This is a genomic window from Halomonas sp. THAF5a, from assembly GCF_009363755.1.
Lineage (GTDB): Bacteria > Pseudomonadota > Gammaproteobacteria > Pseudomonadales > Halomonadaceae > Halomonas.
The window spans coordinates 2635460-2658808 of the sequence record NZ_CP045417.1 but is presented as its reverse complement, the minus strand read 5'-3'; the positions used below and the strand labels follow the sequence as shown (position 1 = coordinate 2658808).

Genomic DNA, 23349 nt, shown 5'->3' with positions numbered 1-23349 from the left:
TGTCATGCCGACGCTGATGATCCAGGGCACCACCTCCGATGCCGGCAAGAGCACCGTGGTCGCGGGGCTCTGCCGGGCGCTCGCCCGGCGCGGTATCTCGGTGGCGCCCTTCAAGCCCCAGAACATGGCGCTCAACAGCGCCGTGACGCCACAGGGCGGCGAGATCGGCCGCTCCACGGCGCTGCAGGCCGTGGCCGCGGGCATCGCCCCCCACGCCGACATGAACCCGGTGCTGCTCAAGCCCGAGAGCGACCGGGGCGCCCAGGTCATCCTCGACGGCCGGGTCTACGGCCACATGGACGCGATCGACTACCACGCCTTCAAGCGCCGAGCGCGGGAGCGGGTGCTGGCGGCCTGGGAGCGGCTGTCGAGCCGCTTCGACGTGATCATCGCCGAGGGGGCGGGGAGCCCCGCCGAGGTCAACCTGCGCGAGGGCGACATCGCCAACATGGGCTTCGCCGAGGCCATCGACTGCCCGGTGCTGCTGGTCGGCGACATCGACCGCGGTGGCGTCTTCGCCCAGCTGGTGGGCACGCTGGCGCTGCTCTCCGAGTCCGAACGCGCGCGCACCCGAGGCTTCATCATCAACCGCTTCCGGGGCGATCTCGCCCTGCTCGAGCCGGGCCTCGACTGGCTCGCGGCGCACACCGGCAAGCCGGTGTACGGCGTGCTGCCCTACCTCGAGGGCCTGCTGCTGGACGCCGAGGACGGCCTCGGCCTCACCGAGAGCGCCGCCGAGGCGCCGGGGCTGCGCGTGGTGGTGCCGGCGCTGCCGCGGATCAGCAACCACACCGATCTCGACGCGCTGCGCCTGCATCCGCGGGTCGAGCTGACGCTGGTCGGCCCGGGCCAGGCCATGCCGCCCGCCGACGTCATCCTGCTGCCCGGCAGCAAGGCGACGGCGAGCGATCTGGCCTGGCTGCGCGCCCGGGGCTGGGAGGCGGCGATCCGCCGCCACCTGCGCTACGGCGGCCGGCTGCTCGGCGTCTGCGGCGGCTTCCAGATGCTCGGCGAGGCGATCGACGATCCCGACGGCCTCGAGGGCCCGGCTGGCAGCGTGCCGGGGCTGGGGCTTCTCGCGATGCGCACCCGCATGGTGGCGGGCAAGCGGCTGCGCAACGTCGCCGGCACCCTCCTTGACGCTCCGGCCGGGGAGGTCACGCCGGTGCGCGGCTACGAGATCCACAATGGCATAAGCGAAGGCCCGGCCCTGGCGCGGCCGCTGATGGAACTCGACGGGTCGCCGGACGGCGCAGTGAGCGAGGACGGCCAGGTGCTCGGCACCTACCTGCACGGCCTCTTCGACGAGGCGGGGGCCTGCGCAGCGCTGCTCGCCCGGCTCGGCCTGGCGGAGAGGGCCGGGGAGGTGGCCGTGGACTTCGCCGCCCATCGCGAGCGGGAGCTCGACCGGCTGGCTGACGGCCTGGAGGCGAGCCTGGACATGACCGCCATCGAAGCGCTGGCGAAGGGTTGAGGCCTCGGCTACCATCGCGCGCACAGGTAATCAGCGGCCCTCGCGGCGTTTCCATTCTCCAGAGACAACAGGGTTCCATGGGCAAGCAATCAAAGGTCGCCGAGAGCAGCTGGGAAAACCTGCTCAGGATCTTCACCGTCCCCGAGGCGCCGGGATCGACGCTGAACCGCCTGGACAGGGACATCTCGACGAATCTCTCCGGCTTCCTCGGGGAGCACATCGTCGCGGAAGAGAACGACCTGGCCATCATCGAGCAGGACTTCAGCGATGCCAGGATCCCGGAAGCGCCGGCCTTCGTCTCGGAGCAGACCCAGTTCCTGCTCGACAAGGTGGTCTCGCAGTCGGTGCATACCGCCTCGCCCAGCTTCGTCGGCCACATGACGTCGGCACTGCCGTACTTCATGATCCCGCTGTCGAAGATCATGATCGCGCTCAACCAGAACCTGGTGAAGACCGAAACCTCCAAGGCCTTCACGCCGCTGGAGCGTCAGGTGCTGGGCATGCTGCATCGTCTGATCTACGGGCAGTCCGATGATTTCTACGACCGCTGGCTGCACCACAGCGAGCGTCGCCTCGGCGCCTTCTGCTCCGGCGGCACCGTGGCCAATATCACCGCGCTGTGGGCCGCGCGGAACCGGGCCTTCGGCCCGGATGGCGACTTCCCGGGCATTGGCCGCGGCGGCGTGTTCAGCGCCATGCGGCACTATGAGTGCGAGGGCGCCGCGGTGCTGGTCTCCGAGCGCGGCCATTACTCGCTGTCCAAGGCGGCCGATGTCCTGGGGATCGGGCGGGACCAGATGGTGGCCGTCGAGACGGACGGGTACAACCGCATCCGGCCCGAGGCGCTGGTCGCCACGCTGAAGCGGCTCCAGCGGCAGCGGATACGGCCGTTTGCCCTGGTCGGCATCGCCGGTACGACCGAGACCGGCAACATCGATCCGCTGGACGGCCTGGCCGATATCGCCGCAGAGCATGGCATCCACTTCCACGTGGATGCCGCCTGGGGCGGCCCGACGCTGTTCTCGGAGCGCTACCGGCCGCGTCTCGCCGGCATCGAGCGGGCCGACTCGGTCACCATCGACGCCCACAAGCAGCTCTATGTGCCGATGGGGGCGGGCATGGTGCTGTTCCGCGAGCCGTCCGCCCTCGGCAGCATCGAGCATCATGCCCAGTACATCATTCGGCAGGGCTCCCGGGATCTCGGCAGCACCACCCTGGAAGGCTCCCGGCCCGGCATGGCGATGCTGGTGCAGTCGGCCCTGAAGATCATCGGGCGTCAGGGCTATGCGATGCTGATCGACAACGGCATCCAGCTGGCGCGGCGCTTCGCCGACCGGATCACGGCGCTCGACGACTTCGAGCTGGTCACCGAGCCGGAGCTCAACATCCTCACCTATCGCTGGGCGCCGCCCGAGGTTCAGGCGCTGCTGGGCGAGGCCGACGAGGCGCTGCGTCAGCGGATCAACGACCTCCTGAACCGCATGACCCAGGCCATCCAGAAGATCCAGCGCGAGCGTGGCAGGGCCTTCGTGTCGCGCACCCGGCTGACGCCCGAGCCCTACGGCGGCCAGGCCATCACCGTGTTCCGGGTGGTGCTGGCCAACCCCCTGACCACCGACCAGGTGCTGCGCGAGCTCATCGAGGAGCAGCGCCAGATCGCCGCGGAGCAGCGGGAAAGCGACGACTTCGCCGAGCTGACGTCGCTGCTGGCCTCCCATCGTCGCCAGGGATGATCGTGCCGGCGCCCCGATACCGGGCCGCCGACAAGCCGTTCAGGGGGCCGTGTCGAAGCGCGTGGGGTCGTCGCTGATCACCGCGTCGACGCCCCAGTCCCAGCGCGGGGCGAAGGCGAGCGGGTCGTTGGCGGTGTAGCAGACCAGCGCATGGTTGGCGGCCTTGATGGCCCGGGCCCGCTCCGCCCTCAGCGACTTCCAGTTGGCGTGCACGCTGACGGCCTGCACCGCCTCGGCGCGGGCCTGCCAGTCCCGGGGCACGCGGTCGAACAGCGCCCCCAGGGCCAGCCGCTCGGGGCCGGCCAGCGTGCGACCGACCCTCAGCGCCCGCTCGTCGAAGGACGACACCAGCCGCCGCTCGTAGGGCAGTGCCTCCATCACCGCCGGCACCGCCGCCTCGGCCAGCGCCACCGGATCGTGGCCGCGGTTGACCTTGAGCTCCAGATTCACGCCCATGCCGAGTTCGGCGAGCAGCGCGAGCATCGCGTCGAGGGTGGCCATCCGCTCGCCGGCGAAGGCGGGGGCGAACCAGGCGCCCGTGTCCAGCCGTCGGGCCGCGGCCTGGTCCATGGCCGCCAGCCGGCCGCGACCGTCCGAGCAACGCGACACGTCGCGGTCGTGCCAGATCACCGGCGTGCCGTCGCCGAGCCGCTGCACGTCGAGCTCGACCCAGTCGATGCCGGCCGCATGGGCCGCGCGCACCGCCGCCAGGGTGTTCTCGGGGGCGCGGGCGGAGAGGCCGCGATGGGCGATCAGGCGGGGAAACGACAGCGGCGGCGAGGCGATGGGCATGGCGGACTCCGGTCGGGGACCGCCCCAGCATAAACAGTCGGCGACCGTGGCGTCTTGTCCGATAGGCGAGGTCGGGGGTGCCGCGGCGCGAGCGGGCCAGGATATGATAGGCTGCGCGCTTTCGATCCTGGCGCTGGCGCCGGACATACGACGATGCGAGGACACCGAGATGAGAGTCGTGCACATCAAGAATCCCGAGCAGCGCGATGCCTGCCTGGCTCGGCTGTGCGCCGAGGCCTACGGCCAGGACGCCGGTCTCACGCCGCTGGCGACCTTCGCCGGCACCCTGGGGGTGCTGGTCAAGCAGGAGGCGGCGCGGGTGCTGGCGCTGGTGGACGACGCCTCGCGCCCGGTGGCGCTGGCGCTGCTCGTGCTCGACGAGGTGGGCAGCAGCATGACCGTGATGCTGCTGGCCGAGCTCGACGGCGAGAGCGTGCCCCGTCCCGCCGAGCGGCTCGTCGCCGAGCTGGCCCTCAAGGCGCCGCTGCGCGTCGATGCCATGGGTCCCGACCAGGAGGCGCGCTTCCGCGAAGCGGGCATCACCCGCTGGCTCGACGGCAAGGCCGGCGTGCGCATCGGCCTGGGCCCCAAGCATCCCGCCGGTTCCGTGGCGGAACTGCCCCGGGCGCTGACCTTCGACGAGGCCTCGGTGATCCAGTCGTTCAAGCGCGACCGCGCGCTCTTCGACGACTACAAGGCGCGCTTCGTGCGCGGCCTCGAGGCCTTCCCCGCGACGCTCTAGGTCGCGCCGTCGGGCGACATGCATCGTCCCCTTCTTGACCCCGAGGTGTCCGGGCGCTTGACTGATGGGCCCATCCATCATCGTCACAAGGAACTCCCCATGGCCCAGCGTATCCAGTTTGCCCGCACCGGCGGCCCCGAGGTGCTCGAGCTCATCGAGGCCCCACCGGTCGAGCCGGCCGCCGGCGAGGTGCGCGTGCGCAACCAGGCGGTCGGCCTCAACTTCATCGACATCTACTTCCGCACCGGGCTGTATCCGGCGCCGTCGCTGCCGTCGGGGCTCGGCACCGAGGGCGCGGGTGTCGTCGAGGCACTGGGCGAGGGCGTCACCCACCTGGCCGTGGGCGACCGGGTAGCCTATGCCCAGGGCCCGCTGGGCGCCTACGCGGAGAAGCACGTGCTGCCGGCCGACAAGGTGGTGGTGCTGCCCGAGGGTATCGATGCCGAGACCGCGGCGGCGGCCATGCTCAAGGGCCTCACCGTGCAGTACCTGCTGCGCCAGACCTACCCGCTCCAGGGCGGCGAGACCATCCTCTGGCACGCCGCGGCCGGCGGGGTCGGCTCCATCGCCTGCCAGTGGGCCAAGGCGCTGGGGGTGAAGCTGATCGGCACGGTGAGCTCGCCGGAGAAGGCGGCGCTGGCCGAGAAGAACGGCGCCTGGGCGACCATCGACTACACCCGCGAGGACGTGGTCGAGCGGGTCCGCGAGCTGACCGGCGGCGCCATTTGCGACGTGGTCTACGACTCGGTGGGCAAGGACACCTGGGAGACCTCGCTGGACTGCCTGAAGAAGCGCGGCCTGATGGTCAGCTTCGGCAACGCCTCGGGCGCCGTGGAGGGCGTCAACGTCGGCATCCTCAACCAGAAGGGCTCGCTGTTCGTGACCCGCCCCAGCCTCAACGGCTATGCCGATACCCGCGAGCGTCTCGAGGCCATGGCCGCCGACCTGTTCGCGCGGATCGAAAGCGGCGAGGTCGTGATCGACATCGGCCAGCGCTATCCGCTCGCCGAGGCGGCCCAGGCCCAGCAGGCGCTGGCGGGCCGCAAGACCACCGGCTCGACCGTGCTGATCCCCTAGGCGTTGGCGCCTCTGCCGACGGCCCCGCGTTTCTCCGGACGCGGGGCCGTCGTCGTTCTGGGGAGAGCGTCCGCTACAGCGCGTCGCCGAGCTCGTCGATCATCCGCTCGCGGCGCTCCAGCGAGGCCAGCCCGTCCTCGCCCAGCAGGCTCGCCGCCTCGCTCAAGAGCCCCTCGGCCAGCAGCATGAAGGCGCACATGCCGTTGCTGAAGAACAGGCTGTGATTGGGCACCGTGAAGCGCTCGTCGGCGGCGCGCGCCAGCGGCGAGCCGGCGGCATCGGTCAGCGCGATCACCGGCACGCCCTGGCGGGCCGCCACCCGGGCGGCGGTCAGCACGCTGGGCGTGTAGGGGAAGGCGCTCATCACCACCAGCGCGTCGTTGTCGTCGAGCTGGGCCAGGGCGTCCGCGATGCCGTGGCCGGCGGCGTCCAGGGTGGCCGCGTCGGGGCGCAGCATGCCGAGTCCGTAGGCCATGAACGAGGCCAGCGACGCGAACTGGCGGCGGCCGTGGATCCTCACCCGCCGGGCAGCCACCAGCCGCCGCGCGGCGCGACCGAAGGCCTCCCCGTCGACTCCCGCCACCAGCGCGCCGAGGTTGGCGCTCTCCTGGCGGCCCAGCCGGGCCAGCCGGCCGAGGGCGTCGTCGTCCTGCTCGCCCTCCAGCAGCCGCGAGACCTGGTCGCTGTAGAAGTGCCGACCCTCGGTGACGTGACGGCGGAACACCGCCTGTAGGCCGGCGAAGCCCTCGAAGCCGAGGCGCTGGGCCAGCCGCGAGAGCGTCGAGGGGCTGACGCCGAGGCGCGACGCCAGATCGCTGATCGACGACATCGCGGCCTGCTGGGGCATGCCGACCAGCGCCGAGAGCACCTGCCGCGAGCGCCGGCCCAGGCGCAGCGCGGCGTCGCCCGCCTCGAGGTCGGCGAGCAGGCGCTCGAGGTCGTCGAGCGTCTCGAGGCGTGCATCCGGGCGGGAAGGCGAGGTGGCGGTCATGAGGGGCGTGGGCTCCGATCGCGGTGAAGTAGGGCAGGGCATTGTAGCGGCCGCGGCACCTGGCGTCAGGGTGGTGACGGCACTTGTTGCAAATATCTTTGCGTTTAACCAGAATAGCAAATGTGTTTGCAATATGGCCCGGGGAGGGTCGCATGAGCCACGTCTTCCATCGTCACCTGTCTCACTCCTATCCCACCGCCGTCGGCGGCGACGGCGCCTATCTGATCGACGCCGAGGGGCGCCGCTACCTGGACGCCTGCGGCGGTGCCGCGGTCTCCTGCCTGGGGCACAGCGACGCCGAGGTGATCGATGCCGTGCGCGAGCAGGTCGGCCAGCTGGCCTACGCCCACAGCTCCTTCTTCACCACCGAGCCGATGGAGGCGCTGGCCGACTTCTTGGTCGAGCGGGCGCCGGCCGGCCTCTCCTCGGTCTACTTCGTCTCCGGTGGCTCCGAGGCGGTGGAGGCGGCCCTGAAGCTGGCGCGCCAGTACTTCATCGAGCGCGGCGAACCCCAGCGCCGGCACCTGATCGCCCGGCGCCAGAGCTACCACGGCAACACCCTCGGGGCGCTCGCCACCGGTGGCAACGCCTGGCGTCGGCGCCAGTTCGAGCCGCTGCTGGTCGAGGTGAGCCACGTCAGCCCCTGCTACGCCTATCGTGGCCAGGCCGCGGGCGAGACGCCGGAGGCCTACGGCGAGCGGCTGGCCCAGGAGCTCGAGGGCGAGATCCAGCGCCTGGGGCCGGAGAACGTGATGGCCTTTGTCGCCGAGCCGGTGGTCGGCGCGACGCTCGGCGCGGTGCCGGCCGTGCCGGGCTATTTCAAGCGCGTGCGCGAGATCTGCGATCGCCACGGCATCCTCTTGATCCTCGACGAGGTGATGTGCGGCATGGGCCGCACCGGCAGCCTGTTCGCCGCCGAGCAGGAGGGCGTGGCGCCGGACCTGGTGACCATCGCCAAGGGGCTGGGCGCCGGCTATCAGCCGATCGGCGCGACCCTGGTCGGCGAGCGCATCCGCGCGGCGATCGCCGAGGGCTCGGGCTTCTTCCAGCACGGCCATACCTACATCGGCCACGCCACCGCCTGCGCCGCGGCCCTGGCCGTGCAGCGCGCCATCGAGTCCCGCGACCTGCTGCCCCGCGTGCGGCAATTGGGCGACGGTCTCCAGCGGCGGCTCGAGGACCGCTTCGGCGACCATCCCCACGTCGGCGACATCCGCGGCCGGGGGCTCTTCCGCGGCCTCGAGCTGGTCGCGGCGCGCGACACCAAGACGCCCTTCGACCCCGAGCGCAAGCTGCACGCGGCGGTCAAGCGCGCCGCCATGGACGAGGGGCTGATGTGCTACCCGATGGGCGGCACCCTGGACGGTCGCCAGGGGGACCATATCCTGCTGGCGCCGCCCTTCATCCTCGAGGACGGCCAGCTCGACGAGATCGTCGACAAGCTCGACGCCGCCCTGGCGCGCGTCCTCACCCACTCGTAACGGAGCCTCGCCCGATGTCGATCGACTCCCGCCTCTCTCCCCTCGACGAGGCCACCATGGCCCCCGAGCAGCGCCGCGTGCTGGACGCCATCCTGAGCGGCCCCCGGGGCAACCTGGACGGCCCCTTCCTGGCCTGGATCCACAGTCCCGAGCTGGCCGACCATGCCCAGCGCCTCGGCGCCTTCTGTCGCTATGGCACTCGGCTCGAGCTGCGGCTCACGGAGCTCGCGATCCTCTTCACCGCGGCCTGGTGGCAGTCCCAGGCCGAGTGGCAGATCCACGCGCCCATCGCCCGCGACGCCGGGGTCGACGAGGCGGTGATCGAGGCCCTCCAGGCGGGCCGCGAGCCCGCCTTCGCGCGTGACGATGAGGCGCTGGTCTATCGCCTCGGCAAGACGCTCTACACCACCCGGCGCGTCGACGAGGCGCTCTATGCCGAGGCGGTGGCGGCCTTCGGCGAGCCGGCGGTGGTCGAGCTGGTCGGGGTCTTCGGCTACTACGCCTTCGTGGCCATGACCCTCAACGTCTTCGAGGTGCGCCGGGGCAGCGAGCCGCTGCCGTTTCCCGAGCCGCCGGCGGGCCCGTCTCACGCCTGATGCCGCGTTGATGGAAGCCTCACTGGAGGGATGACGCGCGAGCGACGATGCTGGAGACAGCGGGCGTCCTGACACGGCGCCGCCGTCGTGTCACGTGTCATCCACAGGGAGGTGAGCCGTCATGGCCGACAGCACTCAGGTGTTTCTCCTGCTCGGCGCGACGCTCGCGGCCTTCGTGTGGGGCCGCTTCCGCTACGACCTGGTGGCGATCGCCGCGCTGCTGGCCGCCACGATTCTGGGGCTGGTGCCGACGGACGAGGCCTTCTATGGCTTCGGCCATCCGGCGGTGATCACCGTCGCCGCGGTGCTGGTGCTCAGCCGCGGCTTCGAGCGCTCGGGCCTCGTCGACCTGATCGCCGAGCAGGCCCTGCGGGTCGGCGACCGCCTGATCCTGCAGATGCTGGTGCTTACCGGCACCGTGCTGGTGCTCTCCGGGGTGATGAACAACGTCGGCGCCCTGGCGCTGATGCTGCCGGTGGCGATCCGCATGGCCCGGGAGCACGACAGCCCGCCCTCGCTGCTGCTCATGCCGCTGGCCTTCGGCTCGCTGCTCGGCGGTCTCACCACCCTGATCGGCACCCCGCCCAACATCATCATCTCGAGCTATCGCGCCGATGCGACCGGTGAGGGCTTCGGCATGTTCGCCTTCTTCCCCGTGGGGGCCAGCGTGGCCCTGGTCGGCCTGGCCTTCATCGTGCTGCTGGGCTGGCGCCTGGTGCCCCAGCGGGCCGGCAAGGCCTCCCGGGAGGAGATGTTCGACACCGCCCACTACCTGGTGGAGCTGCGCGTGCCGGAGGCGGGCAAGGCGGTGGGCTGGTCGCTGCGCGACCTGCACGAGGCCGTGGAGGAGACCATCCCGGTGCTGGCGGTGGTGCGTGGCGACAAGCGCCATGCCGGCCACGCCTTCCACGGTAGCCTGGCCGAGGGCGATATCCTGCTGGTGGAAGCCGGCCCCGAGGAGATGAAGCTGATCGAGGACAAGGCCGGTCTGGTGGTCGGCCCCGAGCCCCCGTCGGACGATGAGGCGCCGGAGGACGAGGCGCCGGCCGCCCTTCGGGAATCCGAGGAGGAGGGGGCGCCGGCCGAGAAGGCGCGGGGCGAAGAGGCGTCGAGGCGCCCCGCGGTGGATACCGAGGGCCTCCAGCTGGTCGAGGCGGTGGTGCGCAACGACTCCATGATGATCCACCGCACCGTGACCCAGCTGCGCCTGCACAACCAGTTCGGCCTGCACCTGGTGGCGGTGGCCCGGGACGGCGGGCGCCTCAACCAGCGCCTGCGCGATATCCGCTTCCGGGCCGGCGACGTGCTGCTGTTGCAGGGCGGCGAGGGCGAGATCGGCGAGAGCCTCACCACCCTGGGCTGCCTGCCGCTGGCCAGCCGCAACCTGACCCTGGGCCAGCCGCGCCTGCTGGCGGTCTCGGTGGGGATCTTCGCGGTGGCGGTGATCGCCATGGTGCTGGACCTCGCGCCCTCGGCGGTGGCCCTGACCGGCGCCGCCCTGGCGTCGCTGCTGGTGGGCGTGCTGTCGCTGCGCGAGGCCTACCAGGCCATCGACGGCCCGGTGATCGTGCTGCTGGGCGCGATGATCCCGGTGGGCCAGGCGCTGGAGACCAGTGGCGGGGCGGCCCTGATCGCCGACACCCTGCTGTCGCTCGGCCGCGAGTGGCCGATGGTGGCCACCCTGGTGGGGCTGTTTATGCTCTGCACGCTGCTCTCCAACGTGATCAACAACGCCGCGGCGGCGCTCTTGATGGCGCCCATCGCGGCGAGCCTCGCCGAGGGCTTTGGCGTCTCCCTGGATCCCTTCCTGATGGTGGTGGCGATCAGCGCCTCCTGTGCCTTCCTGACGCCCATCGGCCACCAGTCCAACACCCTGGTGATGGGCCCGGGCGGCTACCGCTTCGGCGACTACTGGAAGCTGGGGCTGCCGCTGACCCTAGTGGTGATGGCGGTGGCGATCCCGCTGATCCTGATCGTCTGGCCGCTGTAGTCCTGAGCGAGAACGCATCCTTCTGCACGGGATCCAGCCGGTCTGTGGCCACACGCGCACCGAGTTACGTCTTCGAGGGGGCGCTGTGAATACTTCCCTGTACGCTACCGATGCCATCCCTGGCATCGGACCCCCTCTATGGCGTATCCCGGTGCTCGCCTGTCTTTGGTAGGAGCGGCTCAGGCCGGCTGGTGGCGCAGCACCTTGGTCTTGTCGGTGACGAAGGCGTCGTAGGCGAAGTCGTCCACGGTGAGCAGCTCCAGCACCGCGGCCTCGCGCTCCTGCATGAAGGTGGCGTCCTCCTCGCCGATCAGCCCCGCCGCCAGGGCCGCCTCGACCCGTGCTTCCGGATGCAGGGCCTCGGCCGGCAGCTCCCCCTTGGCGTAGGCCTTGTTGACCTTGCGATAGAGCGCCTCGGCGCGCTCCTGGCTCGCCAGCAGGGCGTTGTAGCGGGCCAGCGGGTTGTCCCGGCTGCCGTCGTTCTGCTGCCAGGTGGCGTCGAGCAGGAAGTGGCGCAGGGCGGAGTCCCGGGAGACGGCCTGGGCGATCTCTCGGGTCAGCGCGTCCTCGGGGCGCTTCCAGCGCCGGCCCGTGGGCATCACGATGACGCGCAGCGCGCGGCCCAGGGCGCGGCTCGGCAGGTTGTCGAAGAGCTCGTCCAGGGCCTGCTCGGCGCGGCCCAGCAGGAAGCGGCAACCGTAGTGCAGAAGGGCCGCCTCGCCCTCGACCCGGTGGCCCTCGTGCCACTGCTTGAGGGTCATCGAGGCGAGGTAGAGGTTGGAGAGCACGTCGCCGAGGCGGGCCGAGAGCATCTCGCGCTGCTTGAGCTGGGAGCCCAGGCTCGCCATGGCGGCATCGGCGCAGAGCCCGAAGCCGGCAGACAGCCGTGCGATGTCCCGGGCGTAGGGGGCGGCGATCTCGTCGAAGGGCACCGTGGCCTTGCCGAGCCCCAGGCCCTGGGTGAGGGCGCGGGCGGCGTTGCCGAAGATCAGCCCGGCATGGCCGAAGAAGGCCGCATCGAAGGCCTTGAGGTCGTCGGCGTCCTTGGCGGCCAGCTCCTCGAGCACGTAGGGGTGGCAGCGGATGGCGCCCTGGCCGAAGATCATCAGGTTGCGGGTCATGATGTTGGCGCCCTCGACGGTGATCGCCACCGGGTTGGCGCTGTAGCCGATGCCGAGGTAGTTGCGCGGCCCCAGGGTCACCGCCTTTCCGCCGTGGATGTCCATGGCGTCGCCGAGGATCACCCGCTGGAACTCGGTGAGCTGGCTCTTGAGGATCGCCGAGGGCACCGCCGGCTTCTCGCCGTGGTCGATGGTGTTGGCGGTCTGGTAGACCGCGGCCCGGGAGACGTAGGCCAGCGCGGCCATGCGGGCCAGGGGCTCCTGGACGCCCTCCATCTCGGCCACCGGCACGTTGAACTGGCGGCGGATCCGCGCGAAGCCGCCGCTCCAGCCCAGGGCGTAGCGGGCGGTGCCCGTGGCGCCGGAGGGGAGGGTGATGCAGCGCCCGATGGAGAGGCACTCGACCAGCATCCGCCAACCCTGGCCGATCATCTCCGGCCCGCCGATGATGGTATCGAGTGGCACGAAGACGTCATGGCCCTTGATCGGGCCGTTCAGGAAGGGGCTGCCGATGGGGTGGTGGCGACGGCCGATCTCCATGCCGTCCGTGTTCCGGGGGATCAGCGCCAGGGTGATGCCGCGGTCGGCCTCGTCGCCCAGCAGGTGGTCGGGATCGAAGAGCCGGAAGGCCAGGCCCACGACGCTGGCGATGGGCGCCAGGGTGATCCAGCGCTTCTCGAAGTTCAGCCGGAGGCCGAGGATCTCCTCGCCATCGATGACCCGCTTGCACACCACCCCGGTGTCGGGGATGGCCGTGGCATCAGAGCCGGCCCGCGGGCCGGTGAGGCCGAAGCAGGGGATCTCGCGGCCGTCGGCGAGGCGCGGCAGGTAGTGGTCCTTCTGCTGCTCGGTGCCGTACTTGAGCAGCAGCTCGCCCGGGCCCAGGGAGTTGGGCACGCCCACAGTGACCATCAGGGTCTCGCTGATCGAGAGCTTCTGCAGCACCAGGGACTGCGCCTTGGCCGAGAAGCCGAGGCCACCGTAGGCCTTGGGGATGATCATGCCGAAGAAGCCTTCCTGCTTGAGGTAGTCCCAGAGCTCCTGAGGCAGGTCGGCGCGCTCCCGGGCGATCTCCCAGGCGTTGCACATGCCGGCGGCCACGCCGCACTGGTGATCGAGGAAGGCGCGCTCCTCGTCCGTGAGCCCCTCGTCGCGATAGTCGAGCAGCGCCTGCCAGTTCGGGCGGCCGGTGAAGAGCTCGCCGTCCCAGGCCACGCTGCCGGCCTCGAGTGCGGTGCGCTCGGTCTCCGAGACCCTGGGGGCGACCTTCTTGAACATCGCGAAGAGGCGAGGCGTCAGCCAGCGGGTGCGCAGGGCGGGCAGGCCGCAGGCGGCGATGGCCGCGGCGGCGATCAGCAGCAGCACGCCGGCAAGCGACGCCCCGGCCACCAGGCCGACGAGGCCGAGCCCCGCGGTCACGGCCAGGGCGGGCAGGGCGCCGGCCTCCCGGCGCATCACGATGAGCAGGCCGGTGACGGCCAGCGCGAGCAGGATCAGGGTCAGCATGGTGGGCTCCGAGGGATTCGAACACTTGTTTGAATGTCCTCAGCCTAGCGCATCGGAGGCCTCGCAGCCAATACCCTATCGTCCAACGCAGGACGCCCCGCTCGAAGGCGGGGCGTCCTGGTGCTGCCGGAGGCGCGATCAGGCCAGGCGGCGCTGCGGCTCCCGCTGGGCGGGGGCGTCACCCGCCACGTAGTAGGGAGCGTCGCTTCTCGGCAGTGGCTCGCGGCCGCGGATCTTGTCCGCCATCTTCTCGGCCAGCATGATCGTCGGCGCGTTGAGGTTGCCGGTGGGGATCACCGGGAACAGCGAGGCGTCGACCACCCGCAGGCCTTCCAGGCCATGGACCCGGCCGGCGCCGTCGACCACGGCATCCTCGCCCTCGCCCATGCGGCAGCTGCCGCAGGGGTGGTAGGCGGTCTCGGCATGGGCCCGCACGAAGGCATCGAGCTCGGCGTCGGACTGCACGTCCGGCCCCGGGGAGATCTCCTGGCCGCGGTAGGCGTCGAAGGCGGGCTGGGCGATGATCTCCCGGGTCAGGCGGATGGCATCGCGGAACTCCTGCCAGTCCTTCTCGGTGGACATGTAGTTGAACAGGATCGAGGGCGCGGCCTCGGGGTCACGGGAGGTCAGGCGCACCCGGCCGCGACTCTCCGAGCGCATGGAGCCCACGTGGGCCTGGAAGCCGTGGGCCTGCACCGCGCTCTTGCCGTTGTAGCTGATGGCGATGGGCAGGAAGTGGTACTGCAGGTTGGGCCACGCTTCCTCGTCGCTCGAGCGGATGAAGCCCGCGGCCTCGAACTGGTTGCTGGCGCCGACGCCACGGCCGAACAGCATCCACTCGGCGCCGATCTTCGGCTGGTTGTACCACTTGAGCGCCGGATAGAGCGAGATCGGCTGGGTGCACTCGTACTGGATGTACATCTCCAGGTGATCCTGCAGGTGCGCGCCGACGTTCTCGTTGACCTTGACCGCCTCGATGCCGAATTCCTCGAGCACCTCCCGGGGGCCGACGCCGGAGCGCTGGAGGATCTGCGGGGAGGCAATGGCGCCGGCGCACAGCAGCACCTCGCGGCGCGCACGGACCTCCTGGGACTTGCCGTGACGCGCGTAGCGCACGCCGGTGGCGCGCGTGCCCTCGAAGGTGATCGCGTCGGTGATGGCCCGGGTCTCGATGATCAGGTTCGGCCGACCCTTGGCCTGGTCGAGGTAGCCTCGGGCGGTGGAGGCGCGGCGACCGTTCGGCGTGACGAAGCGGTCCATGGGGCCGAAGCCCTCCTGCTGGTAGCCGTTGACGTCCTCGGTGGCCGGGTACCCCGCCTGCTGGCCCGCCTCGATGAAGGCGTGATAGAGCGGGTTGTTGCCCTCCTTCGGCGTGGTGACGCTGACCGGGCCGTCGCCGCCGTGATAGGCGTTGGGCCCGATGTCGCGGGTCTCGGCCTTCCGGAAGTAGGGCAGGCAGTCGGCGTAGGTCCAGTCCTCGAGGCCCGGCTGCTTGGCCCAGCCGTCGTAGTCCAGGGCGTTGCCGCGGATGTAGCACATGCCGTTGATCAGCGAGGAGCCGCCCAGCCCCTTGCCGCGGCCGCACTCCATCCGCCGGCCGTCCATGTGGGGTTCCGGGTCGGTCTCGAAGGCCCAGTTGTAGCGCTTGCCCTGCAGCGGGTAGGCCAGGGCCGCCGGCATCTGGGTGCGGAAGTCGAAGCGATGATCGGGGCCGCCGGCCTCGAGCAGCAGCACGCTGACGTCGGGGTCCTCGGTCAGGCGGGTGGCCAGAACGTTGCCGGCCGAACCGGCGCCGATGATGACGTAGTCGAACTCACGGGACGGTGACATGGTGCCTCCCTGAAATGGTCAAAAGGGTCGCGACGGCGAGACGCTCGCCGGTCGGGGCGCGGGGAGAGGTCCCCGCGCCCGGGTGACGATCGAGAAGGTGCCGACGAGATGAGCGCCGGGGATAAGCCGAAGCGAGGGTCCTACGCCAGAGATGGCGTCGATAGCGCCCAGGGAAGGGTTCACAGCGCCCTCGTGATGGTCCGACACCTCGGGGCTTGTCGCCGGATCAGCTCATCGCCTCGCCAGGTTCGAAACGGGGCTCAGAACACCGATTCGAAGGGCCCCATCTCGACCTGCACCGACTTGGTCTGGGTGTAGTGGGCCAGGGTCTCGATGCCGTTCTCGCGACCCACGCCGGACTGCTTGTAGCCGCCCACGGGCATCTCGGCCGGGGACTCGCCCCAGGTGTTGATCCAGCAGATGCCGGCCTGCAGCTGACGGATCACCCGGTGGGCGCGGTTGAGCCCCTCGGTGAAGAGGCCGGCGGCCAGGCCGTACTCGGTGTCGTTGGCGCGGCGGATCACCTCCTCCTCGTCGTCGAAGGCGAGCACCGACATCACCGGGCCGAAGATCTCCTCGCGCACGATGCGCATCTCATCGGTGCAGTCGGTGAAGATGGTCGGGGCCGCCCAGGCGCCGTTGGCATACTCGCCCTGGTTCCAGGCCTCGCCGCCGGCCAGCACGCGGGCGCCTTCCTGCTGGCCCAGCGCGATGTACTCAAGCACCTTCTCCTGGTGCTCGTAGCTCACCAGCGGGCCGAAGTTGACGCTCGGGTCCATGGGATCGCCGGCGCGGATGCGTGCCACCCGCTCGACCAGCTTCGCCTCGAAGTCCGCCTTGACGCTGCGATCGACGAAGACCCGTGTGCCGTTGGTGCAGATCTGCCCGCTGGAGTAGAAGTTGGCCATCATCGCGGCATCGGCGGCGCGGTCCAGGTCGGCGTCGGCGAAGACGATCAGCGGCGACTTGCCGCCGAGCTCCATGGTCACGTCCTTGAGGGTCGAGCCGCCGGCTGCCGCCATCACCTTGCGGCCGGTGCCAGCCTCGCCGGTGAAGGAGATCTTGTCGATGCCGCGGTGGCCGGTGAGCAGCTCCCCGACCCGGGCGTCGCCCTGGACGACGTTGAAGACGCCGTCGGGCAGGCCGGCCTCGGTGAAGATCTCGGCCAGGATCATGGTGGTCAGCGGGGTGACCTCGCTGGGCTTGAAGACCACCGCGTTGCCGGCGGCCAGCGCCGGGGCGCTCTTCCAGCAGGCGATCTGGATCGGGTAGTTCCAGGCGCCGATGGCGCCGATCACGCCCAGCGGCTCGCGGCGGGTATAGACGAAGCTGTCCTCGCGCAGCGGGATCTGGCTGCCTTCGATGGCGGCGGCCAGGCCCGCGTAATACTCGAGCACGTCGGCGCCGGTGACGATGTCCACGGTGGACGTCTCGCTGTACGGCTTGCCGGTGTTGCGGGTCTCGAGCGCGGCGATCTCGTCGTTGCGCTCTCTCAGGAGGGCGACGGCGCGCTGCAGGACGCGGCCGCGTTCCATGCCGCTCATCGCGCCCCAGGCCTGTTGGCCCCGGCGTGCCGCCTCGACGGCGGCGTCCACGTCGGCTTCGGCGGCCTGGGGCACCTCGGCGAGCAGCGAGCCGTCGAAGGGGTTGACCACGGGGAAGGTCTCGCCCGAGGTGGCGGCCGCGTGACGGCCGTTGATGTAGAGAGTCTGGGGGGCGGAAGATGCCATGTTGGCCTCCGTTCAGGCTGGGGAGAGGGTCTCGTGGGTATCGAGCAGTCGGTTGAGGTAGTCGTGCGCCAGGCGACGGGCCTCGTCGCTGTTCAGGCCGTCGGGCGTCAGCGCGCCACGCAGCCAGAGGCCGTCGATCAGCGCGGCCAGGGCCCGGGCGCAGGCGCGGGCCTCGTGCCTGGGCATCAGCCGGCGGAACTGGTGGCAGAGATTGGCGTACAGCCGCCGATCGTTGACGCGCTGCAGGCGCGCCAGCGTCGGCCGATGCATGCTGCTGGCCCAGAAGGCCAGCCAGGTCTTGGCCACCGGCCCGGTGATCTGGCTACCATCGAAGTTGCCGTCGATGATCGCGCCGAGATGGGCCCGTGGGCTCGAGGTGGCGAGCCCACGGCGCCGGGCGGCCACCGCCTCGCCCAGATCGCTGAGGATCTGGCGCATGGTGGCCTCCAGCAGGCCGTCCTTGCCGCCGAAGTAGTGGCTGATGATGCCGGCGGAGACCCCCGCGTGACGGGCGATACGCATCACCGTCGCGTCGGCCAGGCCTACCTCGTCGATGGCCGCCATGGTCGCCTTGATCAGCTGCTGGCGGCGGATGGGTTCCATTCCGACCTTGGGCACCGTTGAGGCTCCTCTCCCGTGAATTGATGTGGCAACTCGTTCTTGCACCCAACGCACGTGGCGTGGTTACCATGTAGCTTGCCATTTCTTTATTGAACGTTCAATCAATAAAAGATTCGGTTCGTGCTTCGCTGGTCCGGTAGTGCTGTCGCCGTGGCTATACTTGATGTCCAACAAGAGGAACGCTTCCATGAACATGACCCTTCTGAATCGTCGTGCCGCCCTTGGTCTCGGCGCCGCCGCCCTCGGCGTTGCCGTGTCCCCCCTGCAGGCCGCCGAGCCCGAGAGCTGCGAGATGGTGCGCTTCGCCGAGGTCGGCTGGACCGACATCACGGCGACGACCGCGCTGACCACCGAGGTACTCGAGGCGCTGGGCTACGAGACCCGCATCGACACCGTCTCGGTGCCGATCGCCTATTCTGGCATGAAGAACGACGACTTCGATGTCTTCCTGGGCAACTGGATGCCCTCCATGGCCTCGATCAGCGATCCCTACGTGGAGGATGGCAGCGTCGATCGCCTGGGGGCCAATCTCGAGGGCGCCAAGTACACCCTGGCGGTGCCGCAGTACGTGTATGACGCCGGCGTCACCTCGGTGACCGACCTCGCCGAGCACGCCGAGAAGTTCGACAGCAGCATTCATGGCATCGAGGCCGGCAACGACGGCAACCAGCTGATCCAGGACATGATCGACGACGACGCCTACGGCCTCGGCGACTGGTCGCTGGTCGACTCCAGCGAGGCCGGCATGCTGGCCGAACTGAGCGCCCGCACCCCCGACGAGACCTGGATGGTGTTCCTCGGCTGGGAGCCGCACCCCATGAACACCAATTATGACATGGCTTACCTCTCCGGGGCCGATGACTACTTCGGGCCGAACCTGGGCGGTGCCACGGTGTATACCAACACCCGGGGCGGCTTTGTCGAGGAGTGCGGCAACGTCGGCGCGCTGCTCGAGAACCTCACCTTCACCCTCACCATGGAGAACCAGCTGATGGGTGAGATCATGGACGAGGGCGAGGATCCCCGCGACGCGGCTCGCGCCTACCTGCAGGCCAATCCCGACGTGCTCGAGACCTGGCTCGAGGGTGTCACGACCCGCGAGGGTGAGCCGGGTCTGCCGGCGGTGAAGGCAGCGCTCGATATCGAGAGCTGAGTGCCTCGGCGGGCTTGCCATGACGCCGGCCCGCGTGCATAATTCATCCCCGTTGCCCGGCCCCGGCCGGGCAACCTGTTGAAAAGGCTACGTAGCTCAGCTGGTTAGAGCACATCACTCATAATGATGGGGTCCCCTGTTCGAATCAGGGCGTAGCCACCAGGACATGCAGAAACGCCCGTCAGGCCTCGGCCAGGCGGGCGTTTTTCATGGGTGGTCGACGGGCCTGGGGGCAGCGAGTTGCCATTCGCGACTTGACCTGGCGAGCCCGATCCGTATACTACGCCCCGTGTTCGAGGTCATTCCCCGATAGCTCAGTTGGTAGAGCAAATGACTGTTAATCATTGGGTCGCAGGTTCGAGTCCTGCTCGGGGAGCCAACTTCGCTCGACGCGTCTCGCGACGCGCTGCGACGAACACCATGCGGCACGCGGTCATTCCCCGATAGCTCAGTTGGTAGAGCAAATGACTGTTAATCATTGGGTCACAGGTTCGAGTCCTGTTCGGGGAGCCAACCGCTCCTAGCTGCCTGCCGCATCCCTTCGCAACACCCGCATCGTTCCCCGATAGCTCAGTTGGTAGAGCAAATGACTGTTAATCATTGGGTCACAGGTTCGAGTCCTGTTCGGGGAGCCAATGTCGTCCGGTCCTGCGCCGCCGTTTCCTGGGCGTCCCCCACTTTCCTGCCGATCTTCTCGCTGTCGCTGTGCCTTGGCCTGCCGCGTCCCGTGCCGTGATGCCTTTGCGCTTCCTGGCTCGTGTGCCGAGGGTGCGCCTGCGGGCTGCCGACGTGCCGTCCTCGAGCCGCCGCCGTCCTCGAGCCGCCGCCGTCATGAGCGCGGTCGCCGGGCGGGGCGTGGTGGAGAAGGCAAGACGCCGGCCCCTTGGGGCCGGCGTCGTCGTCACGGGCGGTGATGTGCCGCGCATCCGTTAGCGATCAGTTGAGTTCCGCATAGTGCCAGCCATCCTCCAGCTGGCGATAGTCCAGCAGGATCTGGGCGGTCTCGAGGATCTGGGCGCGGTCGATCGGCGCATCCTCGGTGTCGTCGCTCGCGGTCTCGTCCTCGTCGCGGGCGTCGGTCCAGTGCTCCAGCGGCTCGAGGCCCAGGGCGCGCCGGCGCTCGTTCTCCAGCGCCAGCTGCTCGGCTTCCTGGGCCTCGACCTCGCGCTGACGCTGCTCGCGGTTGAGGCTGACGCTGGTGTGCTGCTCGCGCAGCTGGCGGGCGAGTTCCGAGCGCCGCTCGAGGTAGTGGAAGTTCGGCTGCCGCTCGGCGCGTTCGAGGTGGCGGGCGCGGAGCGTCTCCAGGTAGCGGCTCGGCTCGCCGTAGGTGCGGTACTGCACCTCGCGCACCGTGTCCCAGGGCAGGGCGTTGTCGAGGCTGCTCTCGCCGATCAGCTCGGGGTCGATCAGGCTCGGGAAGTCGATGTCCGGCTCGACGCCGCGGTGCTGGGTGCTCTCGCCGGAGATACGGTAGAACTTGGCGCGGGTCAGCTTGATCTCGCCGTGGCTCAGCTCGTTGAGGGTCTGCACCGTGCCCTTGCCGAAGGTGTCGGTGCCGACCACCAGGCCGCGGCCGTAGTCCTGGATGGCGCCGGCGAAGATCTCCGAGGCCGAGGCCGAGAGGCGGTTGACCAGCACGGCCAGGGGCCCGTCGTAGAGAGCGCCGCTCTCGGTGTCGCCATAGAGGCTGATGCGCCCGCGGGCGTCGCGCACCTGCACGGTGGGGCCGCGATCGATGAAGAGCCCGATCAGGGAGTTGGCCTCCTGCAGGGCGCCGCCGCCGTTGTTGCGCAGGTCGAGCACGATGCCCTCGACGCCCTCGGCCTGGAGGCGCTCGACCTCGCGGGCCACGTCACGGGTGGTGCTGCGGTAGTCTTCCTCGCCGGCCTGCCAGGCGTCGAAGTCGACGTAGAAGGTCGGCACCTCGATCACGCCGAGGCGATGGGTGCCGTCCTCGCGCTCGACCTCGATCACTTCGCCCTGGGCGGCCTGGTCCTCGAGGTCCACGGTGTCGCGGGTGATGTCGATCACCGTGGAGCGGGTCATGTCGATGGCCTGGGCGGGCACCACGTCGAGGCGCACCACCGAGCCCTTGGGGCCGCGGATCAGGTCGACCACGTCGTCGAGGCGCATGCCCACCACGTTGACGATCTCGCCATCCTCCTGGCCCACGCCGATGATGCGATCGGCGGGCTGGAGGGCGCCGTCGCGCTCGGCGGGACCGCCGGCCACCAGGCTCGAGACCTTGACGAACTCGCCGTCGGCCTGCAGCAGGGCGCCGATGCCCTCCAGCGAGAGGCGCATCTGGATGTCGAAGGACTCGCCCTGGCGCGGGGACAGGTATTCGCTGTGCGGGTCGACGCTGCCGGTCACCGCGGCCATGAAGAGCCCGAAGACGTCGGCGGCGTTGGTCTGGCGCAGGCGCGAGAGCTGGCCCTCGTAGCGCTGGCGCAGGGTGCTCTCCACCTGCTCGGGGTCCTGGTCGCTGATGGTCAGGCTGAGGGCGGCATTGTGGAGCCGCTTCATCCACAGCTCGTCCAGCGCCGCCTCGCTGGCGGCCCAGGGGGCATCCTCGCGCTCCAGCTCCAGGCGCTGGTGGCTGTCGAAGCGGAAGTCCAGCCCCTCGTCGAGACGCGCCAGCAGCCACTCGAGGCGTGCCTCGGCGCGCTCGTGGTAGCGCTGATAGAGGGCGAAGGGGCGGGCCAGCTCGGCGTCGAGGAGCGCCTCGTCCATGCCGGTGCGCAGGTCGCGGAAGGCGGCCACGTCGCGGTCCAGCAGGTAGGCGCGCTGGCCATCGAGGATATCTAGCAGGCGCTCGAAGGCGCGCCGCGACCAGGCGTCGTCGAGGCTCACGTCGGCATAGTGGCCGTAGCGCAGCGATTCGGCCACTTCGGTGGCGGCCTGGCGCTGCTCATCGCTCGGCTCGAGGCTGGCCAGGGCCGGTGGCGTGGCCAGCAGCAGGCCGAGCAGCGCGGCTCGCCCCAGGGTGACTATCAGGCTCATCGATGAAGCACTCCCCGATTCGTGTACACTCACTCTTCATCCAGACCCCGACCCGGCCGTCGAGTTGCATGGACAGACGTGCCATTGTAGCAGCTTGGTCGTGTCGTCAAGACCCCCGAAACGCCCCGCGATAGAGGAATTCCATGTCCGAGGATGCCCGCCTCGAGCGCCTGCTCGACTTCCTGCATCGATCCCCCACGCCCTGGCACGCCACGGCCAACATGGCTGCGCGCCTCGAGGCCGCCGGCTTCCGGCGTCTCGACGAGACCGCGACCTGGCGGCTCGCGCCCGGCGAGCGGGTCTACGTGACCCGTAATGACTCCTCGCTTATCGCCCTGCAGCTGCCCCGCGAGCGCCTCGACGCCCTGCGCCTGATCGGCGCGCATACCGACAGCCCGGGGCTGCGCCTCAAGCCCAATGCCGCCCAGTCGGCGGCGGGCTGGCTGCAGCTGGGGGTCGAGGTCTATGGCGGGGCGCTGCTCGCGCCCTGGTTCGACCGCGACCTGGGGCTCGCCGGCCGGGTCCATGTGCGCCATGCCGATGGGCGCATCGAGGGCGTGCTGCTCGACGTCGAGCGTGCGGTGGCGATCATCCCGAGCCTCGCCATCCACCTGGATCGCGAGGCCAACAGCGGCCGGGCGATCAATGCCCAGACCCAGATGGCACCGGTCCTGCTGCAGGGGGGCGGCCGGCCCGACCTCGAGCGGCTGCTCGCGCAGTGGCTCGAGGAGCAGCACGGCCTGAGCGAGGTCGAGGTGCTCGATTTCGAGCTGGCGTTTCGCGACATGCAGGCGCCGGCGCGGGTCGGCGTCGAGGGCGAGCTGGTCGCCAGCGCCCGGCTGGACAACCTGCTCTCCTGCTTCGCCGGCCTGGAGGCGCTGCTGGAGAGCGACGGCCGCCAGGGTGCGGTGCTGGTGGCCAACGACCACGAGGAGGTGGGCAGCGCCAGCGCCTGCGGCGCCCAGGGGCCCTTCCTCGGCGACGTGCTGCGCCGGGTCAACGCCCAGCTCGGCGAGGCGGGGGAGGAGGGCTTCATCCGCCTGATCCAGGCCTCGCGGCTGATCTCCTGCGACAACGCCCACGCCCTGCACCCCAACTTCCAGGACAAGCACGACGCCGCCCACGGGCCGGCGCTCAACGGCGGGCCGGTGATCAAGGTGAATGCCAGCCAGCGCTACGCCACCAACAGTGCCACCGCGGCGCTGTTCCGGGACCTGTGCCGCGAGGCCGAGGTGCCGGTACAGACCTTCGTGACCCGGGCGGACATGGGGTGCGGCAGCACGATCGGCCCGATCACCGCCACCGAGCTCGGGGTGCCGACCCTGGACGTCGGGGCGCCCCAGTGGGCGATGCACTCGATCCGCGAGACCGCGGGCGCCATGGACGTGGCGTACCTGGTGAGGGCGCTGACCGCCTTCGTCAATCGCGCCGAGCTGCCCTGAGTGCCGCGCTGGCCGGCGGGCGCGCGGCCCCGCCGGCCGGACGCGTGGCGTCGGTCGAGAGTCGAGA

General features: G+C 70.2%; 16 protein-coding genes and 4 tRNA genes. 13 read left to right on the top strand and 7 right to left on the bottom strand.

From position 1 onward, the window contains the following. Positions 1-4: 4 nt before the first annotated feature. Together FIU83_RS12010 and panP are read left to right on the top strand one after the other, a co-directional pair. Complete coding sequence (locus tag FIU83_RS12010) at positions 5-1474, top strand: cobyric acid synthase (protein ID WP_152484258.1); 1470 nt, start codon at positions 5-7, stop codon at positions 1472-1474. Between the two features lie 77 nt (positions 1475-1551). After that, complete coding sequence (gene panP, locus FIU83_RS12005; protein WP_152484257.1) at positions 1552-3207, top strand: pyridoxal-dependent aspartate 1-decarboxylase PanP; 1656 nt, start codon at positions 1552-1554, stop codon at positions 3205-3207. Between the two features lie 39 nt (positions 3208-3246). Here the strand turns inward: panP and FIU83_RS12000 are convergent, their stop codons facing one another. Then, complete coding sequence (locus tag FIU83_RS12000; RefSeq protein WP_152484256.1) at positions 3247-3999, bottom strand: glycerophosphodiester phosphodiesterase family protein; 753 nt, start codon at positions 3997-3999, stop codon at positions 3247-3249. A gap of 169 nt (positions 4000-4168) precedes the next feature. Here FIU83_RS12000 and FIU83_RS11995 point away from each other — a divergent pair, with 169 nt between their 5' ends. Together FIU83_RS11995 and FIU83_RS11990 are read left to right on the top strand one after the other, a co-directional pair. Next, positions 4169-4741: a hypothetical protein gene (locus tag FIU83_RS11995; protein ID WP_152484255.1), complete on the top strand. Its 573-nt coding sequence runs from the start codon at positions 4169-4171 to the stop codon at positions 4739-4741. 99 nt (positions 4742-4840) lie between these two features. Then, complete coding sequence (locus FIU83_RS11990; RefSeq protein ID WP_152484254.1) at positions 4841-5818, top strand: NADPH:quinone reductase; 978 nt, start codon at positions 4841-4843, stop codon at positions 5816-5818. A gap of 73 nt (positions 5819-5891) precedes the next feature. Here FIU83_RS11990 and FIU83_RS11985 read toward each other — a convergent pair whose 3' ends face one another. After that, a complete protein-coding gene (locus FIU83_RS11985) occupies positions 5892-6809 on the bottom strand; it encodes a MurR/RpiR family transcriptional regulator (protein ID WP_152484253.1) in 918 nt (305 codons plus the stop codon). Between the two features lie 152 nt (positions 6810-6961). Between FIU83_RS11985 and FIU83_RS11980 the strand changes: the two genes are divergently transcribed. The 3 genes from FIU83_RS11980 to FIU83_RS11970 all read left to right on the top strand — a co-directional run bounded on the left by FIU83_RS11980 (position 6962) and on the right by FIU83_RS11970 (position 10876). Next, positions 6962-8290, top strand: coding sequence for an aspartate aminotransferase family protein (locus FIU83_RS11980; protein ID WP_152484252.1), 1329 nt, complete (start codon positions 6962-6964; stop codon positions 8288-8290). A 14-nt stretch (positions 8291-8304) separates the two neighbouring features. After that, the gene (locus FIU83_RS11975) at positions 8305-8886 is read left to right on the top strand and encodes a carboxymuconolactone decarboxylase family protein (protein WP_152484251.1); all 582 of its coding nucleotides are present in this window, start codon (positions 8305-8307) and stop codon (positions 8884-8886) included. A 121-nt stretch (positions 8887-9007) separates the two neighbouring features. Continuing rightward, positions 9008-10876 (top strand): SLC13 family permease, encoded by a 1869-nt coding sequence (locus FIU83_RS11970; protein WP_152484250.1) that lies wholly within the window; start codon positions 9008-9010, stop codon positions 10874-10876. A 179-nt stretch (positions 10877-11055) separates the two neighbouring features. On the opposite strand, the gene FIU83_RS11965 is transcribed toward FIU83_RS11970, so the two are convergent. The 4 genes from FIU83_RS11965 to betI all read right to left on the bottom strand — a co-directional run bounded on the left by FIU83_RS11965 (position 11056) and on the right by betI (position 17681). Continuing rightward, positions 11056-13503, bottom strand: a complete 2448-nt coding sequence (locus FIU83_RS11965) for an acyl-CoA dehydrogenase (RefSeq protein ID WP_152484249.1) — start codon at positions 13501-13503, stop codon at positions 11056-11058. A gap of 138 nt (positions 13504-13641) precedes the next feature. After that, the gene (gene betA / locus FIU83_RS11960) at positions 13642-15333 is read right to left on the bottom strand and encodes a choline dehydrogenase (RefSeq protein WP_152484248.1); all 1692 of its coding nucleotides are present in this window, start codon (positions 15331-15333) and stop codon (positions 13642-13644) included. Positions 15334-15593: 260 nt separating this feature from the next. Beyond that, positions 15594-17063, bottom strand: coding sequence for a betaine-aldehyde dehydrogenase (betB, locus tag FIU83_RS11955; RefSeq protein WP_152484247.1), 1470 nt, complete (start codon positions 17061-17063; stop codon positions 15594-15596). A gap of 12 nt (positions 17064-17075) precedes the next feature. Next, positions 17076-17681, bottom strand: a complete 606-nt coding sequence (gene betI / locus FIU83_RS11950; protein ID WP_216645030.1) for a transcriptional regulator BetI — start codon at positions 17679-17681, stop codon at positions 17076-17078. Positions 17682-17877: 196 nt separating this feature from the next. Here betI and FIU83_RS11945 point away from each other — a divergent pair, with 196 nt between their 5' ends. The 5 genes from FIU83_RS11945 (at position 17878) to FIU83_RS11925 (ending at position 19472) form a co-directional block, all read left to right on the top strand. Then, the gene (locus tag FIU83_RS11945) at positions 17878-18837 is read left to right on the top strand and encodes a choline ABC transporter substrate-binding protein (protein WP_152485350.1); all 960 of its coding nucleotides are present in this window, start codon (positions 17878-17880) and stop codon (positions 18835-18837) included. Positions 18838-18922: 85 nt separating this feature from the next. Next, positions 18923-18999: transfer RNA gene (locus tag FIU83_RS11940), tRNA-Met, on the top strand. A gap of 141 nt (positions 19000-19140) precedes the next feature. Next, a tRNA-Asn gene (locus tag FIU83_RS11935) sits at positions 19141-19216 on the top strand. Between the two features lie 58 nt (positions 19217-19274). Further along, a tRNA-Asn gene (locus FIU83_RS11930) sits at positions 19275-19350 on the top strand. 46 nt (positions 19351-19396) lie between these two features. Next, positions 19397-19472 (top strand) — tRNA-Asn (locus tag FIU83_RS11925). A 301-nt stretch (positions 19473-19773) separates the two neighbouring features. Here FIU83_RS11925 and FIU83_RS11920 read toward each other — a convergent pair. Further along, a complete protein-coding gene (locus FIU83_RS11920; RefSeq protein ID WP_152484246.1) occupies positions 19774-21840 on the bottom strand; it encodes a carboxy terminal-processing peptidase in 2067 nt (688 codons plus the stop codon). A 143-nt stretch (positions 21841-21983) separates the two neighbouring features. On the opposite strand from FIU83_RS11920, the gene FIU83_RS11915 reads away from it, so the two are divergent. Beyond that, a complete protein-coding gene (locus FIU83_RS11915) occupies positions 21984-23282 on the top strand; it encodes a M18 family aminopeptidase (protein ID WP_152484245.1) in 1299 nt (432 codons plus the stop codon). The last annotated feature ends 67 nt before the right edge of the window (positions 23283-23349 follow it).

Coding starts and splice junctions, on each gene's coding strand:
- FIU83_RS12010 (WP_152484258.1), top strand. CDS start 5: ATGCCGACGCTGATGATCCAGGGCACCACCTCCGATGCCGGCAAGAGC.
- panP (WP_152484257.1), top strand. CDS start 1,552: ATGGGCAAGCAATCAAAGGTCGCCGAGAGCAGCTGGGAAAACCTGCTC.
- FIU83_RS12000 (WP_152484256.1), bottom strand. CDS start 3,999: ATGCCCATCGCCTCGCCGCCGCTGTCGTTTCCCCGCCTGATCGCCCAT.
- FIU83_RS11995 (WP_152484255.1), top strand. CDS start 4,169: ATGAGAGTCGTGCACATCAAGAATCCCGAGCAGCGCGATGCCTGCCTG.
- FIU83_RS11990 (WP_152484254.1), top strand. CDS start 4,841: ATGGCCCAGCGTATCCAGTTTGCCCGCACCGGCGGCCCCGAGGTGCTC.
- FIU83_RS11985 (WP_152484253.1), bottom strand. CDS start 6,809: ATGACCGCCACCTCGCCTTCCCGCCCGGATGCACGCCTCGAGACGCTC.
- FIU83_RS11980 (WP_152484252.1), top strand. CDS start 6,962: ATGAGCCACGTCTTCCATCGTCACCTGTCTCACTCCTATCCCACCGCC.
- FIU83_RS11975 (WP_152484251.1), top strand. CDS start 8,305: ATGTCGATCGACTCCCGCCTCTCTCCCCTCGACGAGGCCACCATGGCC.
- FIU83_RS11970 (WP_152484250.1), top strand. CDS start 9,008: ATGGCCGACAGCACTCAGGTGTTTCTCCTGCTCGGCGCGACGCTCGCG.
- FIU83_RS11965 (WP_152484249.1), bottom strand. CDS start 13,503: ATGCTGACCCTGATCCTGCTCGCGCTGGCCGTCACCGGCCTGCTCATC.
- betA (WP_152484248.1), bottom strand. CDS start 15,333: ATGTCACCGTCCCGTGAGTTCGACTACGTCATCATCGGCGCCGGTTCG.
- betB (WP_152484247.1), bottom strand. CDS start 17,063: ATGGCATCTTCCGCCCCCCAGACTCTCTACATCAACGGCCGTCACGCG.
- FIU83_RS11945 (WP_152485350.1), top strand. CDS start 17,878: ATGACCCTTCTGAATCGTCGTGCCGCCCTTGGTCTCGGCGCCGCCGCC.
- FIU83_RS11920 (WP_152484246.1), bottom strand. CDS start 21,840: ATGAGCCTGATAGTCACCCTGGGGCGAGCCGCGCTGCTCGGCCTGCTG.
- FIU83_RS11915 (WP_152484245.1), top strand. CDS start 21,984: ATGTCCGAGGATGCCCGCCTCGAGCGCCTGCTCGACTTCCTGCATCGA.